This is a genomic window from Mesorhizobium sp. GW821-FHT07A06 (genome assembly GCF_059419085.1).
On sequence record NZ_JBWKRC010000004.1, the window covers coordinates 378,856 to 399,059 of the forward strand.

The following is a 20,204-nucleotide window of genomic DNA, read 5'->3' on the forward strand; positions in this document are numbered from 1 at the left end:
ACGCTGTACGGAAACGGACAAGGGCGTCACAGGTTCCCACACGGCAGGCTTCAGATGGCACCGACACCGCCGTCGACGGCCAGTGCATGGCCGGTCATGAACGAGTTGGCCGGGTCGGCGGCGAACAGGATGGCGGTGATGATTTCGTCGACCTCGGCCACGCGCCTCATCGGTACGCCCCGTGTCAGCTCGGCCAGGGCCTCCGCCTCCGGTGCGCCGGAGATGCGCACGAAGCCGTCCACCATCGCCGTCCTTGTATGCGCCGGGCAGACGGCGTTGACGCGCAAGCCCTTGCTGGCATATTCGATCGCTGCCGAGCGGGTCAGGCCGACGACGCCATGCTTGGCGGCGGCGTAGATCGAGAGTTTCGGTGCGCCGGACAGGCCGGCGGCCGAGGCGATGTTGACGATGGCGCCACCCTTGGCCGTGGACCTGAACTGTCGTTCCATCTGAGGGATCTGGTGCTTCATGGCGTAGAAGACGCCAAGCAGGTCGATCTCCAGCACGCGGCGGGCTTCGTCCGATGGCACCTGTGGCAGGCGCACGAAACTCTGGACGATGCCGGCATTGTTGACGGCGACATCGAGCCGGCCGAATTTCCCGACCGCCAGCCCGACCAGATCCTCGGACAGTTTCTCGTCCGCGATGTCGCCGGCAAGCGTCGCCGTTTCGGCCTGCAGCGTCGCGGCGAGATCGGCGAGCGCCCTTTCGTCGATGTCCGACAGCACCAGCCGCGCTCCCTCGGCGGCGAAGCCTTTCGCGGCACCACGACCGAGCCCGCCGGTGGCACCCGTGATCAGCACCGTTGCTCCGTCAAAGCGGCCCATCATGGCTCCCCATCATCTCTGCTCGTCGATCAGTTCCGCCGCGAGACGCGAAAGCAGCTTCACCGCCTCGCCATAGGTCCTGGCCTTTTCGGGGTTGGAGGCAGTGCCATCCAGCGCGCGCCTGTAGACACCCTGGCAGATCGCCGCCAACCGGAAGAAGGAGAAAGCGAGGAAAAAGGTCCAGTTGCCGATGCCATCCAGCCCGCGCCGGCGGCAATAAGCGGCGACGTAGGCCTCTTCGGAGGGTAACCCGAGCGCGGCGCGGTCGATACCGCCCAGGCCGCGAAAGCCGGAAGCATGCGGCAGACGCCATTGCATGCATTGATAGGCTATGTCGGCGAAGGGGTGGCCTGACGTCGACAGTTCCCAGTCGAGCACCGCCAGTACCCTTGGCTGGTCCGGCGCGAAGATCAGATTGTCCAGCCGGTAGTCGCCATGCACAAGAGAGACACGGCCGTCATCCGCGGGCATGTGCGTTTCCAGCCAGGCGATCAGCTGGTCCATGTCGGCGATGGTGCCGGTTTCCGAGGCGCGATACTGGCCGGTCCAGCGTGCCAGCTGCCGTTCGAAATAATTGCCCGGCCGGCCGAAATCGGCGAGACCCACGGCCTCGACCTCGACATCGTGCAGGGCGGCGAGCGTGGAGTTCATGGCGTCGTAGATCGCGGCGCGCTCGTCATTGTCGCGCGCCTCGGGCAGGGCCGGATCCCAGAGGATGCGGCCGTCGAGGAAATCCATGACGTAGAACATGCGGCCGATCGGCGAGTCCTCCGCCGACAGATGCAGCATTTGGGGCACCGGCACGGCGGTGCCGGCCAGCGCCTCCATCACGCGGAATTCGCGGTCGACCTGATGCGCCGATTTCAGCAATTGTCCGGGCGGCTTGGCACGCAGCACGTAGCGGCCGCTGGCCGCCGTCAGGAGATAGGTCGGGTTGGACTGGCCGGATTTGAACTTCTCGATTGACGCGAGCCCGTAAAAGCCCGGGATTTCCGCCTCGAGATAAGGCGCAAGCGCTGTCTGGTCGAGCGCGTTGGCGTCGCTCATGCGGTCTCGGGCTGGCGTTCGATCAGGGTCAGCGTCAGCCAGCGGGCTGTCAGCGCCGGCTTCTTCGAGCCCTCGATCTCGATCGTCACGTCGTGCGCCGTCTGCACCCAACCCGAGGGCCTCACCTTGACGTCGGCCAGCACGAAACGGGTGCGGATGCGCGCGCCGGTCTTCACCGGGGCCAGGAAGCGCAGCGAATCGAAGCCATGGTTGACGCCCATCTTGCCGTTTTCCAGCGGCGGCATGGTCTCGAACGTCATCGCTGAAAGCAGCGACAGCGACAGGAAGCCATGCGCGATGGTGCCGCCGAACGGCGTCTCGCGCTTGGCCCGCTCGGGGTCGCAGTGGATGAACTGGTGGTCGTCGGTGGCGTCCGCGAACTGGTCGATCATGCGTTGCGTGACCACCCGCCACGGTGAGACGCCGACTTCCTTGCCGACACTGGCCAGAAGCACATCGAGACTGATTGGTTCCACGCTCATGTCCTCCAGTTCACCTCCGGCTTCTGCGGCCGGAAAATGTCATTCCTTGAACAAGGTCAATCCATGCTGCACCGACTGCCCGCCGTCGATCGGCAGGATGGCGCCGGTGACATAGCTGCCTGCACGGCTGCACAAATAGAGCGTTGCGCCGGCAATGTCATCCGGTGCGCCGATACGGCCGATCGGAACGTGGCTGCCGACATGCCTGGCCTGCTCATCCGTGCCGGTGGCAAAGGCCGTCATGCGGCTCTGGAAGGGGCCGGGGGCAAAGGCATTGACGGTGATGCGGCGGGCGGCGAACTCAAGCGCGAGCGTACGCGTCAGGTGATGCACCGCGGCCTTGGACGCCGTGTAGGAATAGGCATCGTCGGCCAGCGGCTGCGTGCCCATCACGGAACCCAGATTGATCACCCGGGCCGGATCGCCATCGCTGGCGGCGGCTTCGAGCAGCGGCAGCAATTCGCGCGTCAGATGGAAGACCGCGGTGACATTGACGCCGAAAACCTTCGCCCATGCCGAATAAGGGAAATTTTCCAGCGGCGCTCCCCAGGAAACGCCGGCATTGTTGATCAGAATATCGAGTTTTCCGGTCCGCGCCTTGACCTCGGCGACGAGTGCGGCGATGCCAGCCTCACTCGAGACGTCGCCGGCAAAGCCCTCGGCCCGGCCTGGCGCGCCAAGCCCGTTCAGTTCGGCGGCGACCTTGATGCAATCCTCGCCCTTGCGCGAAGCGATCATCACGCCGGCGCCGGCTCTCACCAACGCCGTTGCCGCCATGCGGCCGATGCCGGTTGCCGCTCCCGTTACCAGCGCTGTCTTGCCGGCCACGGAAAACAGCTCGTCGAGATAGGCCATTCCAATCCTCCACGCTTCGCCTCGTCGTCGGGCAAAGAGTTCGCGTTGACAAGGCTATCCGAAGTACGGTCATCCTTGCCACGGGTAAAATGCCCGGCCTGCATGAAGGGTTAGCGACCGATGACGGAGATGAATCTCGGCATGACCGAGCGGCTGAAGCCGATCCACGCCCGCGTCGCGGCCATGGTGCGCGACGAGATCATGCCGCTCGACAAGGAATTCCTGGGCGAAGTGGGCAAGGCAGGCGACCGCTGGGTCTACAGCGCGCGCCAAAGCGAGATCCTCGAAGGGCTGAAGAAGACCGCAAGGGAGCGCGGCCTGTGGAACTTCTGGCTGACCGGCTCGGATCGCGGCTACGGCCTTTCCACTGTCGAATACGCCTATCTGGCCGAGGAGATGGGCAAGGCGCATTTGGGCGCCGAGACCTTCAACTGCTCGGCGCCCGACACCGGCAACATGGAAGTGCTGGAACGCTACGGTTCGGCCGACCACAAGAAAACGTGGCTGGAACCGTTGCTCGAGGGCAAGATCCGCTCGGCCTATCTGATGACCGAACCTGACGTGGCATCATCCGACGCCACCAACATTTCGATGCGTTGCGAGCGGCAGGGCGACGACTACGTCCTCAACGGCGAAAAATGGTGGGCGTCGGGCGCCGGCGACCCACGCTGCGCCATCTATATCGTCATGGTGCGGACCGGTGGCGACGAGGAACCGCGGCACCGCCGCCATTCGATGATCCTGGTGCCTTCGGACACAAAGGGCGTGACCAAGGTTCGCGCCATGCAGGTTTATGGCGACGATGACGCGCCGCATGGCCACATGCACCTTCGCTTCGACAATGTCCGGGTCCCGGCCTCGAACCTCGTTCTTGGCGAGGGCAGGGGGTTCGAGATCGCGCAAGGACGGCTCGGCCCCGGCCGTATCCATCACTGCATGCGCGCCATCGGCCAGGCCGAAATGGCACTGGAGATGCTGTGCCAGCGTTCGGTGCGACGCGAGGCCTTCGGCCAGCCCCTCGCGAAACTCGGCGCCAATTTCGACATCATCGCCGAATGCCGCATGGACATCGAGATGGCCCGGCTGCTCTGCCTCAAGGCGGCGTGGATGATCGACCAGGGCGATGCGCGCGCGGCCGCCCCCTGGATCAGCCAGATCAAGGTTATCGCGCCGCGCGTCGCGCTGAGGATCACCGACGAAGCGGTGCAGATGTTCGGCGCGCAAGGCATCAGCCAGGATACGCCGCTGGCGCGCTCATGGACGCATCTGCGCACGCTGCGTCTCGCCGACGGGCCCGACGCCGTGCATCGCCGCCAGGTGGCGCGGACTGAGCTGAGGAAATACACGCAGGAGAAGATTTGATCAGCTCGGCCCGCCGCATTCGCGGATTTCGCTGACAACCAAGGAGTGTGACAATGACCATTCCCTCCGAAATGAAGGCGCTGCTCCTGGTCGGTGACGGCTACACCAGGACGCCGAGCGGCAGCGTGCTCGAGGCGATGGAGCCCTATCTCGAACGGGGTAGCATCGCGGTGCCGGCGCCTGGACCGAGCCAGGTGCTGATCAAGGTCAGCCTGGCCTCGATCAATCCCTCCGATGTCGCCTTCATCAAGGGCCAGTACGGCCAGCCGCGCGTCAAGGGCCGTCCGGCTGGCTTCGAGGGGGTCGGCACCATCGTTGCCGGTGGCGACGAACCTTATCCGAAAAACCTCGTCGGCAAGCGCGTCGCCTTCGCCACCGGCCTCAGCAACTGGGGCTCGTGGGCGGAATACGCCGTCGCCGAGGCAGCGGCCTGCATTCCGCTGCTCGACACGGTGCGCGACGAGGACGGCGCGGCGATGATCGTCAATCCGCTCACCGCGATCGCCATGTTCGACATCGTCAAACAGGAGGGCGAAAAGGCCTTCGTCATGACCGCCGGCGCCAGCCAGCTCTGCAAGCTGATCATCGGCCTCGCCAGGGAGGAAGGCTTCCGCCCTGTCGTCACCGTGCGGCGCGACGAGCAGATCGCGCTGTTGAAGGAGATCGGCGCTACCCATGTGCTCAACGAGAAGGCGCCGGATTTCGAGGCCACGCTGCGCGAGGTGATGAAAGCCGAACAGCCGCGCATCTTCCTCGATGCTGTCACCGGGCCGCTGGCTTCCGCCATCTTCAATGCCATGCCGAAACGGGCGCGCTGGATCATCTATGGCCGGCTCGACACGGACGCCACGGTCATCCGCGAGCCCGGCCAGTTGATCTTCCAGCACAAGCATATCGAAGGCTTTTGGCTGAGCGAATGGATGCGGCAATTCAAGGAGCGGCGCGCTCCCGCGATCCTGGAAGCGCAGAAGCGTTTTTCCGACGGACGCTGGTCGACCGACGTCACGGCCGTCGTGCCGCTCGCCGAGGCAATCGCGCGGGTGCCGGCGGAGCTCGCCAAGCCCAATGGCAAGGTGTTCATTCGGCCTTGATGCCGTTCGAAGGAGTGCGGGAGCGCGAAATAGAAGGCTTTCCGAACACCTTTCCCAGCGAGGTCGTTGCAATGCCTGACCATCCGCGACGTCCCGCGAAGTTGATGGCCGCGTCTTTCAGCCCCCTATGCCGTGCTGCTTTGTCCGTGATATGCCGCCGCCATCGAATACCGGGACAGTGCCCGACTGAGCCTGTCCCGGATGTTGTTGGGGTGTCTTGATGACGATGTCCAAGCCGGTTTTCGACCGTTTGGGACTTGGCCTGTGGATCGGAGCGTTCCTGGTCGTTCTTGTCCTGGTCTTGTGGTCGCCCCATACGCGGACGGTCTGGCAAGCCTATATAGACGGCAGCGAGGCGCTGCTGGCCCGCCGGCCGCTCTACAATATCCAGTCCGAGATGGGATATCTCTATGCGCCGGCCTTTGCCGCGCTCTATGTTCCGATGGTCAAGCTCGGCCCGCATCTGGGCGGCCTGGTATGGCATACTATCGGTTTCGCGGCGCTGACCTTTGCCGCGATGCGGCAGGTGCGCAAACTCGGCGGCGGGGAATTGCCATGGCTGCTTTCCTTCGGGCTGTTCCTTGCCCTGCCGATGGCGTTGGGTGCGATCCGTAACGGCCAGGCGACTATCCTCTTGACCGGTGCCTGCTGGCTTCTCACTTTGTCGGCGCTCGAAGGACGGCGCGCCGAAACCTTTTTCTGGGCTTCGCTTGCCATCATAGCCAAGCCGACCGCGGTCATCATGCTGTTGCTGGTGGGAGCCCTGCGTTTCCGGCTGATACCGGTGCTCGTGCTGGCGGTGCTGTTCGTGCTCGCCTTACCCTACGCTTTCGCGCCCGCCGGCTATCTCAACGACCAATATCGTGATTTCGCCGGGATGCTGACCTCGATGGCGGTCGACAACACCAGCCATTTTGTCCCCACCGACTTCACGGCGCCGTTCACCAAAATGGGGCTGCCCATCCCGGAATCCGGCGCCACGATCGTGCGCATCGTCATGGCCCTGTTTACGCTTTCAGCCGTCATCTGGTTTGACCGCAAGCTCGAACGCGGAACGGCCGGCCTCGCCATCTTCCTGACGGCGACGTTCTACATGTGCGTCTTCAACCCGCGCGTCGAGCCCAACACCTATGCCATGATCGCCGTGCCAGCCGGTCTCGCTATTGCCCTGTTGTGGCGCGAGGAACGAGGCGGCGTGTTGGCCTCGGTGCTGTCCGTGATGCTGCTCCTGACAGGCTTGACGGGCGTCGAGCGCCATATCCAGGATTTCACGTACCCCTGGTTCCGGCCGATCGCGGTCACCCTTATCGCCGGTTCGCTGATCTGGTGGTTTTGGGCGAGATCCGGCAACAAGAGGGCGCGAGACATGATGACGCGAGACAAGATGATGAATGAGAGGCCTGTCGCAAATGGCTGAGTCGCGGCCTGTTCTCGATATCGTGGCGCCGTTCTTCAACGAGGCGCAATCGGCATCGGCTTTTGCCGCATTGCTCGACAAGCTTGAAGCCGCGGTGGCGCAGCGTTTCGGCATGGCAGTCCACAAGATCCTGGTCGATGACGGCAGTCGCGACGATGGCGCCGAGCGGTTTTCGCGGGCGCTGTCGGGTTCCTGGGAGATCGTGCGGCTCAGCCGCAATTTCGGCAAGGAGGTCGCGGTGCTCGCCGGCCTCGACCGGTCGCGCGGCGACATGGCGCTGGTCATGGATGCCGACCTCCAGCATTCGATGGACACCAGCCTGAAGATGATCGCGGAGCTGGTGGAAAACCCCGATATCGATGTCGTCTACGCGCAGAACGACCGCCGGGAGGCGAGCTGGCGGCGCAGCCAGCTGGCGCGGCTTTTCTACAGCCTGATCAACAGCAGCCAGCGTTTCGACATTCCCGAGAATGCGGGAGATTTTCGCGTCATGCGTGGTGCCGTGGTGCGCGCGCTGACGAGCCTGCGCGACAAGCGGCGCTTCAACAAGGGCCTGTTCGCCTGGGCCGGCTTCCGCCAGAAAGCCATACAATATTCGCCCGAGAGCCGTGCCACCGGGACGTCGAAATGGAGCCGGCTCAACCTGATCGCCTTCTCGCTGGAAGGGTTTACCTCCTTTTCCGTCATTCCGTTGCGCATCATCAGCCTGAGCGGGATGCTGGCGGCATTGGCGGGCCTCGTCTACGGAGCCAAGGTCTTCTTCGAGGTGATGTTCTACGGCATCGCCGTTCCCGGCTATCCCAGCCTTATGGTCGCCGTCGTCCTGCTCGGCGGCCTCAACCTCACCTTGCTTGGCCTGATCGGCGAATATGTCTGGGTCACGCTCTCGGAAAGCAAGGACCGGCCGGTCTATATCGTGCGCGATGTCATGCGCGGCGAGATGGCCCCTGACAGGCCGCCGGGCGCTTCCGGAACATGACGCGGCGCATCCGCCTGATCGCCGACGATTACGGCCTGGCGCCCGGCGTCTGCACCGGGATTCTCGACCTGCTCGATCGCGGACGCCTGACCGGCACCAGCTGCATGACCGGCTTTCCGGAATGGCCTGACGCGGCGGCGCGTATCAAGCCGCTGTGCGGCCGCGCGGCGGTCGGTCTGCACCTGACCCTCACCGACCAGCCGGCCATCACCGGCCGGTCGAGCCTGGCGCCGGACGGCCGGCTGCCGCCGCTGCGTTCGCTGGCATTGCCGGTCCTGCGCGGCCGCGTCGACGCGCGGGACGTCCATGCCGAGCTCGACGCGCAGTACAACCGCTTCGTCGAGGCGTTGGGCCGCCAGCCTGACTTCATCGACGGGCACCAGCACGTGCATTTCCTGCCGGCTGTGCGCACATGGCTGCGGGCGCGGTTTTCCGAAGGCGGCAGGCCGGCGCTGCGTGGTGCCCCGGCAATTGGCGGGGCCGCGGTGGCGCCTAAAGTCGCGGCAATCGCTGCCTTGGCCGCCGGCTTCAACCGGTCGATGGCGCGCGCCGGCTTCATCGTTTTCGAGCCGCTCGCGGGCATCTACGACTGGCGGCAACCCGAAAGATTTGCTCCGGTTCTGCAAGCCTCGGTCGAAGCACTGCCGCAACGGGGCCTGTTCATGTGCCATCCCGGCCATGTCGACGAGACGCTGCGGGCACGCGACCCGATGCAAGGCGTGCGCGAGGTGGAATTCTCGGTCTTGGCCTCGGACGCGTTCGGCGCGAGCCTGGCCCGCGCCGGTGTCGAGATCATGGGCGGCAAGGGATGAGCGGCGCGGACCAGCCCCGCCGTTCGACCGGCAGCAAGATCGTCCGCTTTGCCATTGTCGGGCTGGCGAACACGGCCATCGACCTTGCCGGCTTTTTCCTCCTGCTCAAGCTGCATGTCTCGCCGCTGCCGGCCAATGTCGTCTCGTGGTCCATCGCCGTCGTCTTCTCTTTCGTGGCCAATGGCTTCTGGTCGTTCGAGCGCAACCACGCTATCCGGCTGCATGACGCTTTCCTGCGTTTCGTCTCGCTTGGGGCGCTGATTTCGCTCGGCGTTTCCAGCCTGTCGATCGCACTCTTCGCTGGCATCGCCGGCGTGTGGCCGGCCAAGATCGGCGGTGTCATCGTGGCGGCAGTGCTGAATTTCCTCGCCGCGCGCTGGTCGATCGAGGGCCGGCTGCTGAAATAGCGGTACGGTCTTCCCTGACGAAGCCGCGAGCGGAAAAACAGCCATCCCGTTTCCCGGATATTGCCTACTCCGCCGGCTCCATATTGGTGTAGGCGGCTTCCTCGAGCTCACGCTTGAGGCGTGCCTCCTCATGGGTCTTTGGCGTCACGAAACGGCCAAGCAGGAGGTAGGCGACGGGCGTCAGGAACAGCGTCGAGATGGTGGCCAGTCCCAGCCCGCCGACGATCACCCAGCCGAGCGCCACGCGCGCCTCGGCGCCGGCGCCGGCGGCCAGCACCAGCGGCACGCCGCCAAGTATGGTGCAGATCATGGTCATCATAACCGGCCGCAGGCGGATGGTCGAAGCCTGCTCGATCGCTTCGCGCACGCCGAGCCCGCGGTCGCGCAGCTGGTTGGCGAATTCGACGATCAGGATGCCGTTCTTGGCCATGACGCCAACCAGCAGCACCAGGCCGATCTGGCTGTAGGCGTTGAGGCTGGTGCCGGACAAGAGCAGCGCGAAGATCGCACAGGCGAGGCCGAGCGGCACGGTCGCCATGATGATGACGGCGCTGACGAAGCTCTCGAACTGCGCGGCCAGCACCAGAAGGATGATGACCAGCGCGAAGCCGAAGATGGTGACCATGGCGCTGTTGGTCTCGCCCAGCGTCGCGGCCTCGGCCAGCGGCAGGATGCGGCTGCCCGGCGGCAAGAGCGGCGCGGCGATCTCCTCGGCGCGGCTCAGCGCGTCGCCAAGCGCGAAATTGCCCGAGAGGTTGGAGGTGATGGCCACCGATGGCTGCTGCTGCTCGCGCGACAGCGACGGCGGCACGGCGCGTTCGGTCAGCCTGGCGATGGTCGACATCGGCACGAAGCGGCCGTCGCCCGTCTTGAGGAAGACGTTTTCCAGATCGGTCGGATCGTTGATCGGATTGGTGGTGGAGACCAGCTTCACCCCATAGCTGCGGTCGGCGATGTAGACATCGACGACATCATTGCCGTCAAGCATGGCCTGCATGGTGTTGGCGAGCCCCGTGATGTCGATGCCGAGGTCGGAGGCGCGCTCGCGGTCGATGGCGACGGCCAGCTGCGGCTGCGTCGGGTCGATCGACAGGCGCGGCGTCTGGAAGCGCGGGTCCTTCTGCATCTCGGCGATGATCTTGACCGCCGCGTCGCCAAGCGCCTTGCGGTCGTTGCCGACGAGCGCGAACTGCAGGCCGTTGCCGGCGCCGCGGATGCCAAGGCTGTTGGGCTGAACCGGAAAGATGCGCACGCTCGGCACCTGCTTGGTCAGTTGGCTGATCTCGGCCATGATCTCCTGCTGGCTGCGGCTGCGCTCGTTCCAAGGGGCGAGCGTCATCACCATGAAGCCGGAATTGTAGGAGCCGTTCTGGCCGGCATTCTCGAAGGTTGAGCGGATCTCGCCGGAATCGCGCATCGGCTGGATCAGCTTCTCGATCTTCTGCATCTGCTGCGTCGTGTAGTCGAGGCTGACGCCTTGAGGGGCATTGATGCGCAGCAGCACCGCCGCGCGATCCTCGGTCGGCGTCAGTTCCTGGCGGATGGTGCCGAACAGGGTGAAGGCGGTGCCGGCAAACAGCACAGCGACCAGAACCACGATCCAGGGCGCATCGAGGCAGGCGTGCAGCGCGCGCTTGTAGGCGGCATTCAACGCACCACCGATACGGGCGCCGATGCCCTGGCCGCCTTCATGATGGAGCGATGCGTTCGTCAGCATGCGCGAGGCGAGCATCGGACAAAGCGTCAGCGCCACCACGCAGGACAGCAGCACCGACATGGCGAGCACGAAGCCGAATTCGCGGAACAGGCCGCCCGTCTGGCCCGGCAGGAACGAGATCGGCACGAAGACGGCGACCAGCGTCAGCGTCGTGGCGACGACGGCGAAGAACACCTCCTGGGCGCCGAGCACGGCGGCAGCGCGTGGTCCCATGCCTTCGTTGCGCCGTCGCACGATGTTTTCCAGAACGACGATGGCGTCGTCGACGACAAGGCCCGTGGCCAGCACGAGGGCGAGCAGCGTCAGGATGTTGACCGAGAAGCCGGCCAGGTAGATGGCGGCGATGGTGCCGATCATGGCGACCGGCATCGACAGGCCCGGGATCAGCGTCGCGCGCCAGTCGAGCAGGAAGACGTAGATGACGATCAGCACCATGGTGACCGACAGGCCGAGCGCGATCTCGACCTCGTGCACGGCGCCCTTGACGAAGACGGCGTCGTCACTGGTGACTTTGATTGCCATGCCCTTGGGAAGGTTTTCCTGCAGCTTGGCCACGGCGGCCTGGACGCCAGTCGAAATATCCAGCGTGTTCGATTCCGCCTGGCGGATGATGCCGATACCGATGCCGGTCTTGCCATCGGAACGCAACGTGGTCTGGCCGACATCGGGGCCGAGCGTGACGGTGGCGACATCGCGGATGCGCGTCGTGCCGCCGATGATGATGTTTTCGAATTCCTCGGGCGTGGTCACGTCGGCCGTGGTGCGGACGATCAGGTCCTGGTTGGTCGTGGTGATCGAACCGGCGGGCGAATCGAAAGCAACCGAGGCAAGGGCCGCCCTGAGGTCGGCCACGGTGAAACCGAGGCTGGCGAGCTTGTTCTGTTCGACATCGATGCGGAAGATCTTGTCGCGGTCGCCATAGACCTGGACGTCGGCGACGCCAGGCACGGCGGCCAGTTCGTCCTCGATCTGGTCCTGGACCACCACGGTCATGTCCTGGATCGACATGTTGTCCGAGGTCACCGCCAAGCGCATCACTGCGTCGGAATTGGCATCGGCCTTGACGATGCGGGGCGGATCGGCCGTGTCCGGCATCTGATTGGCGACGCGGCCAACGGCATCGCGCACGTCGGAGGCGGCGACGTTGAGGTCGACACCGTCGTTGAACTCGATGGTGACACGGCTCGAGCCGAAGGAGGAGGAAGAAGAGATCGACTTGACGCCGGAGACACGGGCAACGGCGCCTTCGATCGTATCGGTCAGTTCGCGGTCGACGGTCTCGGCGGCCGCCCCCTCGAAAGTGGTCGAAACGGTGACCACCGCGCGGTCGACATCGGGCAATTCACGGATCTCGACGCCGTAAAAGGCCGCGAGGCCGGCAACCGCGATGAGGACGTTGAGCACGAAGGCCATGACCGGCCTGCGAATGAACAGGGCGGTGAAGCCGGTATCGCTGGCGGCGTTGGCGGGCGCGGTCATGAGCCTTCGGCGGTGTTGGCGGCGCGCTGTTCCTGGCCGGCGATGCGAACCTCACCGCCTTCGCTGACGCTCTGAGTGCCTTCGGTGACCACCATGTCGCCGCTGTCGATCTCCGCGTCGATCAGCACGGTCTCGGTATTGCGCTGGATGATGCGCACCGGCACGCGTCTGGCCTTGCCGTCCTCGATCTGCCAGACATAGGCGCCGTCCGACCCCCACAGGATCGCCAGCGGGCTGACGGCCGGATAGGTCTCGCCGGGGAATTTCATGGTGATGGAGAACGACATGCCGGCGCGCAGCGAATCAGCCGGATTGGCGATCTTGGCCTTGACCAGCAGCGTGCGGCTCTTCTCGTCGATGTGGTTGTCGATGGCTGAAACCGTGCCGGTATAGGCGTTGCTGGGATTGGCGATCGGCGTCGCGGTCAATTGAGCGCCGACCTTGACGGCGGCGGCGAAGCGCTCGGGCACCTGGAAATCCACCAGGATCGAGGAGCGGTCGTCGAGGGTGGCGATCGCCGACTGGTTGGTCACATAGTTGCCTGCCGATATCGGCAGGATGCCGACAGTGCCGGCGATCGGTGCCAGAATGGAGCGGCGCTGCAGCGCAAGCTCGGCGTCCTGGAGCGCCAGCTTGGCATTCGACAGGGTCACCTCGGCGTCGGCCACCGCCACCGGGGTGGCGGCATTCGAGGCGCGCAGCGACTTGACGCGATCGAGCTTGGATTGCGCGTCCTGCAAAGCGAGTTTCGCCCGGTTCTGGGCGATGATCTCAGTTTCGGAATCGAGCGTCGCGATGATCTGTCCCTTGTCGACATGGCTGCCGGACTCGACCAGCAGTTCGGCAAGGCGGCCGGAACTGTAGGGATTGACGGTCACCGATGCGTTGGCGCGGCCAGTGCCGATCGCCTGCAGGCGATCGTTGATAACAGCCGAGGCGGCCGGCGATGCAACGATGGTGGCAATCTGGGCGCGGTTGCCCCCCGTCTGCCGGGAGCCACCCGCCACCGTTTCTTTCGTTGGAGGTGTCGCGCCATAGGCCCAGTCGATACCCCAGCGTGCCAGCACCTGCGGGGCGCCGGGGTAGAAGCGCGCCCATGCGGCCGCGGCGGCGACCACGATCACAAACGCAAGGACAATCTGTTTCCAGCTCGGCATCGATACTCCAGCGGCAAGAATCGTCTGCCGGTTCCAGATTGAAGAGGATGCAGCGACGATACGGGCTGGCAGCGAACACCGGCCACGCCACACCCGATATCACCGGTTTATGGCAATTATCACGCAATCGTGCACATTAAATCTCGGTAACGTGAAATCCGCGACGCCCGGTTGGAGCGGATGCGATTGGCCTAACGCAGCCCTTCCATCTCGCGGATGCGACGGGCGCCGTCGGCCTCGAGTTGTCTTGTGACGGCGCCGATCAATGTTTCGGCGACGACGAAAAGTGCCGCCGAAGAATCCCATGCCGAGGGCACGGCGGTTCGTCCGGCGATGACATGGCGGGCAAACCGGGCGATCGGCGACAGCCACTGATCGGTGAACAGCACGATCTGGACGCCGCGCTGGTGCGCCTTCTCGGCGAAGCGGACGAGACTGTCCTGGTAGCGCCTGATATCGAAGATCACCAGCACATCCCGCTTGCCCATGTCGATCAGCCGATCGCGCCACATGCTCTCCTGGCCGGCGAGGTGAAAGACATCGGGCTGGATAACGGCAAGATGGGCGGCCATGTAGCGCGCCAGCGGGTCGGTGAAGCGGCCGCCAATCAGAAATGTCTTGCCACGCCGGTCGGCAAGCCGTGCGGCTATGTCGGCAAGCTGCTTGTCGGAGAGGTGGCGGAAGGTCTCGCGCATATTGTCGAGCGTGGCTTCCAGCATCGGCGAGACCGTGCCGCCGCCGGGCGAGGGCGGGTTGAGGGTTCGTATCGCCGGCGATTGCAATTGCGCCGCCAGTTCGTCCTGCAGGGTCGACTGGAATTCCGGATAGTTCTGAAAGCCGAGCCGGGCCACGAAGCGCAGGATCGTCGGCGAGGAGACACCGGCCGCGGCCGAGAATTCGGCGACCGTCTTCAGGCCGATCATCGGATAGCTCGCGATCAGCGTCTGGGCCGCGCGCCGTTCGCCGGCCGGCATCGCGCCAATGCGGTCGGCGATCAGTTCGGCAATGCTGGAAATCATGTTTTCCCCCACCCGCTGGCCCCGCCCACGAGATCGCATTTGACAAAGCCGGGCAAACTGTATGAAATCATCCATAGGGACGCAATGAGGCAAAATACGTAACATACGATACAGCGCTCCCCGGGGACGGCAGACTATGGAGAAAGCACGGCCCGCCAGCCTTGCATCGTCTGATACCGTGGGGGTGACCAACCCTGGCGGATCAAGCCCCTTCGTGCTCACCTGCGATCACGCCTCCAACTTCCTGCCCGCCGAATTCGGTACGCTCGGCCTTGCCGCCGAGGACCTGTCCCGCCACATCGCCTGGGATCCCGGCGCGCTGCCGGTTGCGCTGCGCATGGCGCAGGCGCTCGATGCGACGCTGGTCGAAAGCCGAATTTCGCGCCTCGTCGTCGACTGCAACCGGCCGCTCGATGCGCCGGACCTTGTGCCGCCGGTCAGCGAAACGACGGTCATTCCCGGCAATGCCGGCCTGTCGGAAAAACAGCGCGCGGCGCGGGTCGCCCTGTCATGGCAGCCGTTTCACGGCGCCATCGAGCGCATCGTCGAGGAACGGCTGGCGCGCGGCCAGGAGACCCGGCTGGTTTCCGTGCATTCCTTCACGCCCGTCTACAAGGGCCGCGACCGGCCCTGGCATATCGGCATCATCCACGATGAGGACCGTCGGCTGGCCTCGCCGCTGATATCGGCGCTCAGGCGGCTTGCCGGCATCACCGTCGGCGTCAACGAACCCTATTCGCCAGCCGACCGCGTCTATTTCACGCTGGAACGGCATGCGCGCTCGCGCGGGCTACCCTGCGCGATGATCGAAATCCGCAACGATGAAATCTCCGGCGAGACCGGGCAGCGGAAATGGGCGGATCTGCTCACGGGCATTTTTTCGGATCTGGAACCAGAGGAGGCCACGCGGCCCAGATCGCATTCAGTCAGAAAGTCAGTCCAATCGGCCAGCTGAAAAACAAACAGGGGACTTCCAATGGCAGCACCGGGTTATACAGACGTTGACAAGGCGGAGGACGTCAAGCACCTCCACAGCATGGGCTATGCCCAGGAACTGGAGCGGCGGCTAAGCCGCTTTTCGAATTTCGCGGTTTCTTTCTCGATCATCTGCATCCTGTCGGGCGGTATCAATTCGCTGGCCCAGGCAACCTCCGGCGCCGGCGGCATCGGTATCGGCATCGGCTGGCTGGTCGGCTGCTTCGTGTCGCTGACCTTTGCCGTTGCCATGTCGCAGATCAGCTCGGCCTATCCGACGGCGGGCGGCTTGTATCACTGGGGTTCGATCCTCGGCAATCGCGGCACCGGCTGGGTCACGGCCTGGCTCAACCTGCTCGGCCTGATCACCGTGCTGGGCGCCATCAATGTCGGCACCTGGACGTTCTTCGTCGGCGCCTTCGGGCCAGCGCTGGGGATTGACGGCTCGCTGACCAACCAGATGATCTTCCTGGTCATCATCACCGGCGCACAAGCCTTGATCAACCATCTCGGCATCAAGCTGACGGCGAAGCTGACCGACTTCTCGGGCTACCTGATCTTCTTTGGCTCGATCCTGATCGCGGTCGTCTGCCTGTTCTCCGCCGAGACCTGGGATTTCAGCCGTCTCTTCACCTTCCACAACTATTCGGGCGACGCCGGCGCCGGTGTCTGGCCGTCCGTCTCCAATGCATGGGTGTTCGCACTCGGCCTCTTGCTGCCGATCTACACGATCACCGGCTACGACGCTTCGGCCCACACCTCCGAGGAAACCATCAAGGCGGCTTCCTCGGTGCCGCGCGCCATGGTCATGTCGGTGATCTGGTCGGCCGTTTTCGGCTATCTGTTCCTGGCCGCTTTCGTGCTGATGATCCCGAATATGGACGATGCCGCCAAGCAGGGCTGGAACGTATTCTTCTGGGCCTTCGACCAGCGCGTCAGCCCCGGCCTCAAGGAGTTCGTCTACCTCGTCGTGTTCATCGCGCAGCTTCTGTGCGGGCTCGCTACCGTCACTTCGGCGTCGCGCATGATCTTCGCCTTCTCGCGTGACGGCGGCCTGCCCGGCTCGGCGGCACTCGCCAAGGTCAGCCCGACCTATCGCACGCCGGTGGCGGCGATCTGGACGGCATCGATCCTGTCGGTGCTGTTCGTCTGGGGCTCGACGCTGGTTTCGGTCGCCGGGACCTCGGCCTACACCATCGTGGTGTCCTGCACCGTCATCTTCCTGTTCCTGTCGTTCACCGTGCCGATCGTGCTCGGGATGCTGGCCTGGGGCACGCCGAAGTGGGACAAGATGGGGCCTTGGAATATGGGGCGCGGCGTGTTCATGCTGTTCGCCTTCCTGTCGATCGTGTCGATGATCCTGATCTTCATCATCGGCATCCAGCCGCCGAACGATTGGGCGCTCTACATCACCGTGGGCTTCTTCGTTCTGACGGCGATCGTGTGGTTCGCCTTCGAACGCAACCGCTTCCAGGGGCCGCCGCTCGGCGACATCATCGCGGCGCGTCAGGCGGCGATCAAGGCGGCGGAACAGGCGGTCGGCGAAACCGGCCACTGACCTCGACCATCAAGGCCATGGCCGGCATCGAGCCGGCCATGGTTTCGTTTATCCCTTTCAATGACCAAGCACTGGAGTGCCGAAGGAATGGCCGGAAATTTCTCGTTCGATCAGTTGAAGAAAGCGGTCTCCAGCGGCGAGATCGACACGGTGCTGGCCTGCATCGTCGACATGCAGGGCCGGCTGGCGGGAAAACGGTTCCTGGCGCAGTACTTCGTCGATTCCGCGCATGACGAAACGCATGGCTGCAACTATCTCCTGGCCGCCGACATCGATATGGAGCCGGTGCCCGGCTACAAGGCGGCGAGCTGGTCGAAGGGCTATGGCGATTTCGTCATGAAGCCGGACCTTGCCACGCTGCGGCGCATTCCCTGGCTGGAAAAGACCGCGCTGGTGATCTGTGACGTGCTTGACCACCACACCCATGACGACCTGCCGCATTCGCCGCGCGCGATCCTGAAGAAGCAGGTCAAGCGGCTGCAGGAGCGCGGCTACATCGGCTACTTCGCTTCCGAACTCGAATTCTATCTGTTCAACGAGACCTACGATTCCGCACGCAAGAAGCACTGGCAGGGCCTTGATACCGCTTCGCCCTATATCGGTGACTACCAGATCGGCATCACCACCAAGGAAGAAGGTGTCATGCGCCGGCTTCGCAACGAGATGGAAGCGGCCGGTATCCCGATCGAGAACTCCAAGGGCGAATGGGGCCCGGGCCAGGAAGAGATCAATGTGCGCTACGCCGAAGCACTCGACATGGCCGACCGGCACGTCATCCTGAAGAACGGCGCCAAGGAGATCGCCGAGTCCGAAGGCAAGGCGATCTCGTTCATGTCCAAGTACAATTACGGGCTCGCCGGCAATTCCAGCCACATCCACAATTCGCTGTGGAGCGCCGACGGCAAGACGCCGCTGTTCTTCGACAAGAAGGCCGACTGGACGCTGTCGACGCTCGGCCAGCAATGGGCGGCCGGGCAACTGAAATACGCCAAGGAATTCACCTGGTTCCTGGCGCCCTACATCAACTCCTACAAGCGTTTCCAGGCCGGCACCTTCGCGCCGACCAAGATCATGTGGAGCGAGGACAACCGCACCGCCGGCTTCCGCCTGTGCGGCGAGGGCACCAAGGGCATCCGCATGGAGTGCCGCATCGGCGGCGCCGACCTCAACCCCTATCTCGCCTTCGCCGCGCTGATCGCCGCCGGCCTTGCCGGCATCGATGAGAAGCTGGAGTTGCAGAAGCCATTCGTCGGCGATGCCTATCAGGCATCTCGCCTGCCGGAGATCCCGAAGACGTTGCGCGATGCGACCGAGACGCTGGCGAAGTCGAAGATGCTGAAGCAGGCGCTCGGCGAGGACGTGCTCGAACATTATGTCCACACGGCAAAATGGGAGCAGTTCGAATACGACCGCCGCATTACGGATTGGGAACTGCACAGAGGGTTCGAGCGGTACTAGGGTAGCAGCCAACGTCGGCGCTGCCCCCACCCGTTCCCGGCGAGAATGGGAAGGGCGCCACCGTCGGAGCGCTTCCCGTCTCCTTCCCACTGGAGAAGATGCGGAGGATGAGGGTAGCGCCAACCATGTGATTTTCGATTGTTGTAAAAGTACGAGGACTTGCAAAATGACCGAAACGGTCAAACTCATTACCCCCATTGACGGCTCGATCTATGCCGAGCGGCCCGTGGCAACGGACCAGGCGATCAATGCCGCTGTCGAGCGCGCCAAGGCGGCGCAGGAGAAATGGGCCGAAACGCCGATCGTCGAGCGCGGCAAGTACATGCTGGCGATGCTCGAAGCGCTGGTCGCGATGACCGACGAGATCGTGCCCGAGATCGCCTGGCAGATGGGGCGTCCGGTGCGCTATGGCGGCGAGTTCGGCGGTGTCAAGGAACGCACCAATTACATGGTCGAGATCGCCGAGGCGGCGCTGAAATCCGTGCCGGCATCCAATCCGAAGGACGGCTTTCGGCGTTATGTGAAGAAGGATCCGCTCGGCGTGGTCATGGTGATCGCGCCCTGGAACTATCCCTATCTGACCGCCGTCAACACGATCGTGCCGGCGCTGATGGCAGGCAACGCCGTCATCCTCAAGCATGCGGCGCAGACGCTGCTGGTCGGCGAGCGCTTTCAGCAGGCCTTCGACAAGGCCGGCCTGCCCAAGGGCGTGTTCCAGAACATCGTGCTCAACCACGTCCAGACCGAAAAGCTGCTTGGTTCTGGCAAGATCGACCATGTCAATTTCACCGGTTCGGTCGGCGGCGGCCGCGCCATCGAAAAGGCGGCGGCGGGCACCTTCATGACGCTCGGCCTCGAGCTTGGCGGCAAGGATCCGGCCTATGTGCTGCCCGACGCCAAGCTGGATCACGCTGTCGCCAACCTGGTCGACGGCGCCTTCTACAATTCCGGCCAGTGCTGCTGCGGCATCGAGCGCGTCTATGTGCACGAGAAGGTCTATGACGAGTTCGTCGAGGGCTTCATCGCCGAGACCAGGAACTATGTCGTCGGCAATCCGCTGGAGCAGGCCACGACTATGGGGCCGATGGCGCAGGCGCGCTTCGCCGACCTGATCCGCGAGCAGAAGGCCGAAGCGCTGCGCAAGGGCGCCAAGGCGCACATCAACATGAAGGTGGCTAACGACAGGGCGGGCTCGCCCTATCTGGCGCCGGAGGTGCTGACCCACGTCGACCATCAGATGAGCGTCATGCGCGAGGAGAGCTTTGGCCCGATCGTCGGCATCATGAAGGTGCGCAACGACGAGGAGGCGATCGCGCTGATGAACGACAGCCCCTATGGGCTGACGGCCTCGATCTGGACCAGGGATACCGAGCATGCGGTGGCGATCGGCAACCGCGTCGAGACCGGCACGGTGTTCATGAACCGCTGCGACTATCTCGATCCGGCCCTGGTCTGGACCGGCGTCAAGGACACCGGCAAGGGTGCGGCACTGTCAGCCATCGGTTACGATAATCTGACCCGGCCGAAATCCTTCCACCTGCGCGAAGCAATCTGATTTTTCG

General features: G+C 64.3%; 17 protein-coding genes. 10 read left to right on the top strand and 7 right to left on the bottom strand.

The window, feature by feature from the left end; genetic code table 11:
- Positions 1-50: 50 nt before the first annotated feature.
- Genes AC07SZ_RS16135 through AC07SZ_RS16150 form a run of 4 tightly spaced genes read right to left on the bottom strand, consistent with a single transcriptional unit; the run spans position 51 to position 3,211 of the window.
- Complete coding sequence (locus AC07SZ_RS16135) at positions 51-827, bottom strand: SDR family NAD(P)-dependent oxidoreductase (protein ID WP_494915030.1); 777 nt, start codon at positions 825-827, stop codon at positions 51-53.
- Positions 828-839: 12 nt separating this feature from the next.
- Entirely contained in the window at positions 840-1,874 is a 1,035-nt protein-coding gene (locus tag AC07SZ_RS16140; RefSeq protein WP_172372201.1) for a phosphotransferase family protein, read from the bottom strand.
- Positions 1,871-2,356, bottom strand: a complete 486-nt coding sequence (locus AC07SZ_RS16145) for a MaoC family dehydratase (protein ID WP_019861112.1) — start codon at positions 2,354-2,356, stop codon at positions 1,871-1,873. Before AC07SZ_RS16145 ends, AC07SZ_RS16140 begins: the two co-directional genes overlap by 4 nt.
- A gap of 39 nt (positions 2,357-2,395) precedes the next feature.
- Positions 2,396-3,211, bottom strand: coding sequence for an SDR family oxidoreductase (locus AC07SZ_RS16150; protein ID WP_056577652.1), 816 nt, complete (start codon positions 3,209-3,211; stop codon positions 2,396-2,398).
- Positions 3,212-3,331: 120 nt separating this feature from the next.
- On the opposite strand from AC07SZ_RS16150, the gene AC07SZ_RS16155 reads away from it, so the two are divergent.
- The 6 genes from AC07SZ_RS16155 (at position 3,332) to AC07SZ_RS16180 (ending at position 9,279) form a co-directional block, all read left to right on the top strand.
- A complete protein-coding gene (locus AC07SZ_RS16155; protein ID WP_056577651.1) occupies positions 3,332-4,573 on the top strand; it encodes an acyl-CoA dehydrogenase family protein in 1,242 nt (413 codons plus the stop codon).
- Between the two features lie 53 nt (positions 4,574-4,626).
- On the top strand, positions 4,627-5,664 hold the full coding sequence (locus AC07SZ_RS16160) for a zinc-binding dehydrogenase (RefSeq protein ID WP_494915033.1): 1,038 nt from the start codon (positions 4,627-4,629) through the stop codon (positions 5,662-5,664).
- 220 nt (positions 5,665-5,884) lie between these two features.
- Complete coding sequence (locus tag AC07SZ_RS16165) at positions 5,885-7,081, top strand: glycosyltransferase family 87 protein (protein WP_494915035.1); 1,197 nt, start codon at positions 5,885-5,887, stop codon at positions 7,079-7,081.
- Positions 7,074-8,060 (top strand): glycosyltransferase family 2 protein, encoded by a 987-nt coding sequence (locus AC07SZ_RS16170; protein WP_494915036.1) that lies wholly within the window; start codon positions 7,074-7,076, stop codon positions 8,058-8,060. Before AC07SZ_RS16165 ends, AC07SZ_RS16170 begins: the two co-directional genes overlap by 8 nt.
- A complete protein-coding gene (locus AC07SZ_RS16175; protein ID WP_056577643.1) occupies positions 8,057-8,872 on the top strand; it encodes a ChbG/HpnK family deacetylase in 816 nt (271 codons plus the stop codon). Before AC07SZ_RS16170 ends, AC07SZ_RS16175 begins: the two co-directional genes overlap by 4 nt.
- Positions 8,869-9,279: a GtrA family protein gene (locus tag AC07SZ_RS16180; RefSeq protein WP_056577641.1), complete on the top strand. Its 411-nt coding sequence runs from the start codon at positions 8,869-8,871 to the stop codon at positions 9,277-9,279. Before AC07SZ_RS16175 ends, AC07SZ_RS16180 begins: the two co-directional genes overlap by 4 nt.
- 64 nt (positions 9,280-9,343) lie before the next feature.
- Here the strand turns inward: AC07SZ_RS16180 and AC07SZ_RS16185 are convergent, their stop codons facing one another.
- From AC07SZ_RS16185 to AC07SZ_RS16195, 3 genes are all read right to left on the bottom strand, one after another.
- Complete coding sequence (locus AC07SZ_RS16185; RefSeq protein WP_494915038.1) at positions 9,344-12,475, bottom strand: efflux RND transporter permease subunit; 3,132 nt, start codon at positions 12,473-12,475, stop codon at positions 9,344-9,346.
- Complete coding sequence (locus tag AC07SZ_RS16190; RefSeq protein ID WP_056577636.1) at positions 12,472-13,632, bottom strand: efflux RND transporter periplasmic adaptor subunit; 1,161 nt, start codon at positions 13,630-13,632, stop codon at positions 12,472-12,474. Before AC07SZ_RS16190 ends, AC07SZ_RS16185 begins: the two co-directional genes overlap by 4 nt.
- A 191-nt stretch (positions 13,633-13,823) precedes the next feature.
- Positions 13,824-14,651: a MurR/RpiR family transcriptional regulator gene (locus AC07SZ_RS16195; RefSeq protein WP_056577634.1), complete on the bottom strand. Its 828-nt coding sequence runs from the start codon at positions 14,649-14,651 to the stop codon at positions 13,824-13,826.
- A gap of 136 nt (positions 14,652-14,787) precedes the next feature.
- Between AC07SZ_RS16195 and AC07SZ_RS16200 the strand changes: the two genes are divergently transcribed.
- From AC07SZ_RS16200 to AC07SZ_RS16215, 4 genes are all read left to right on the top strand, one after another.
- Complete coding sequence (locus tag AC07SZ_RS16200; RefSeq protein WP_056577632.1) at positions 14,788-15,606, top strand: N-formylglutamate amidohydrolase; 819 nt, start codon at positions 14,788-14,790, stop codon at positions 15,604-15,606.
- Positions 15,607-15,627: 21 nt separating this feature from the next.
- Positions 15,628-17,184, top strand: a complete 1,557-nt coding sequence (locus tag AC07SZ_RS16205) for an amino acid permease (protein ID WP_056577630.1) — start codon at positions 15,628-15,630, stop codon at positions 17,182-17,184.
- 87 nt (positions 17,185-17,271) lie between these two features.
- Positions 17,272-18,642, top strand: coding sequence for a glutamine synthetase family protein (locus AC07SZ_RS16210; RefSeq protein WP_056577936.1), 1,371 nt, complete (start codon positions 17,272-17,274; stop codon positions 18,640-18,642).
- A 166-nt stretch (positions 18,643-18,808) separates the two neighbouring features.
- Positions 18,809-20,197 carry an aldehyde dehydrogenase family protein gene (locus AC07SZ_RS16215; protein WP_494915040.1) on the top strand — a complete coding sequence of 463 codons (1,389 nt, stop codon included), beginning with the start codon at positions 18,809-18,811 and terminating at the stop codon, positions 20,195-20,197.
- Positions 20,198-20,204 lie beyond the last annotated feature (7 nt).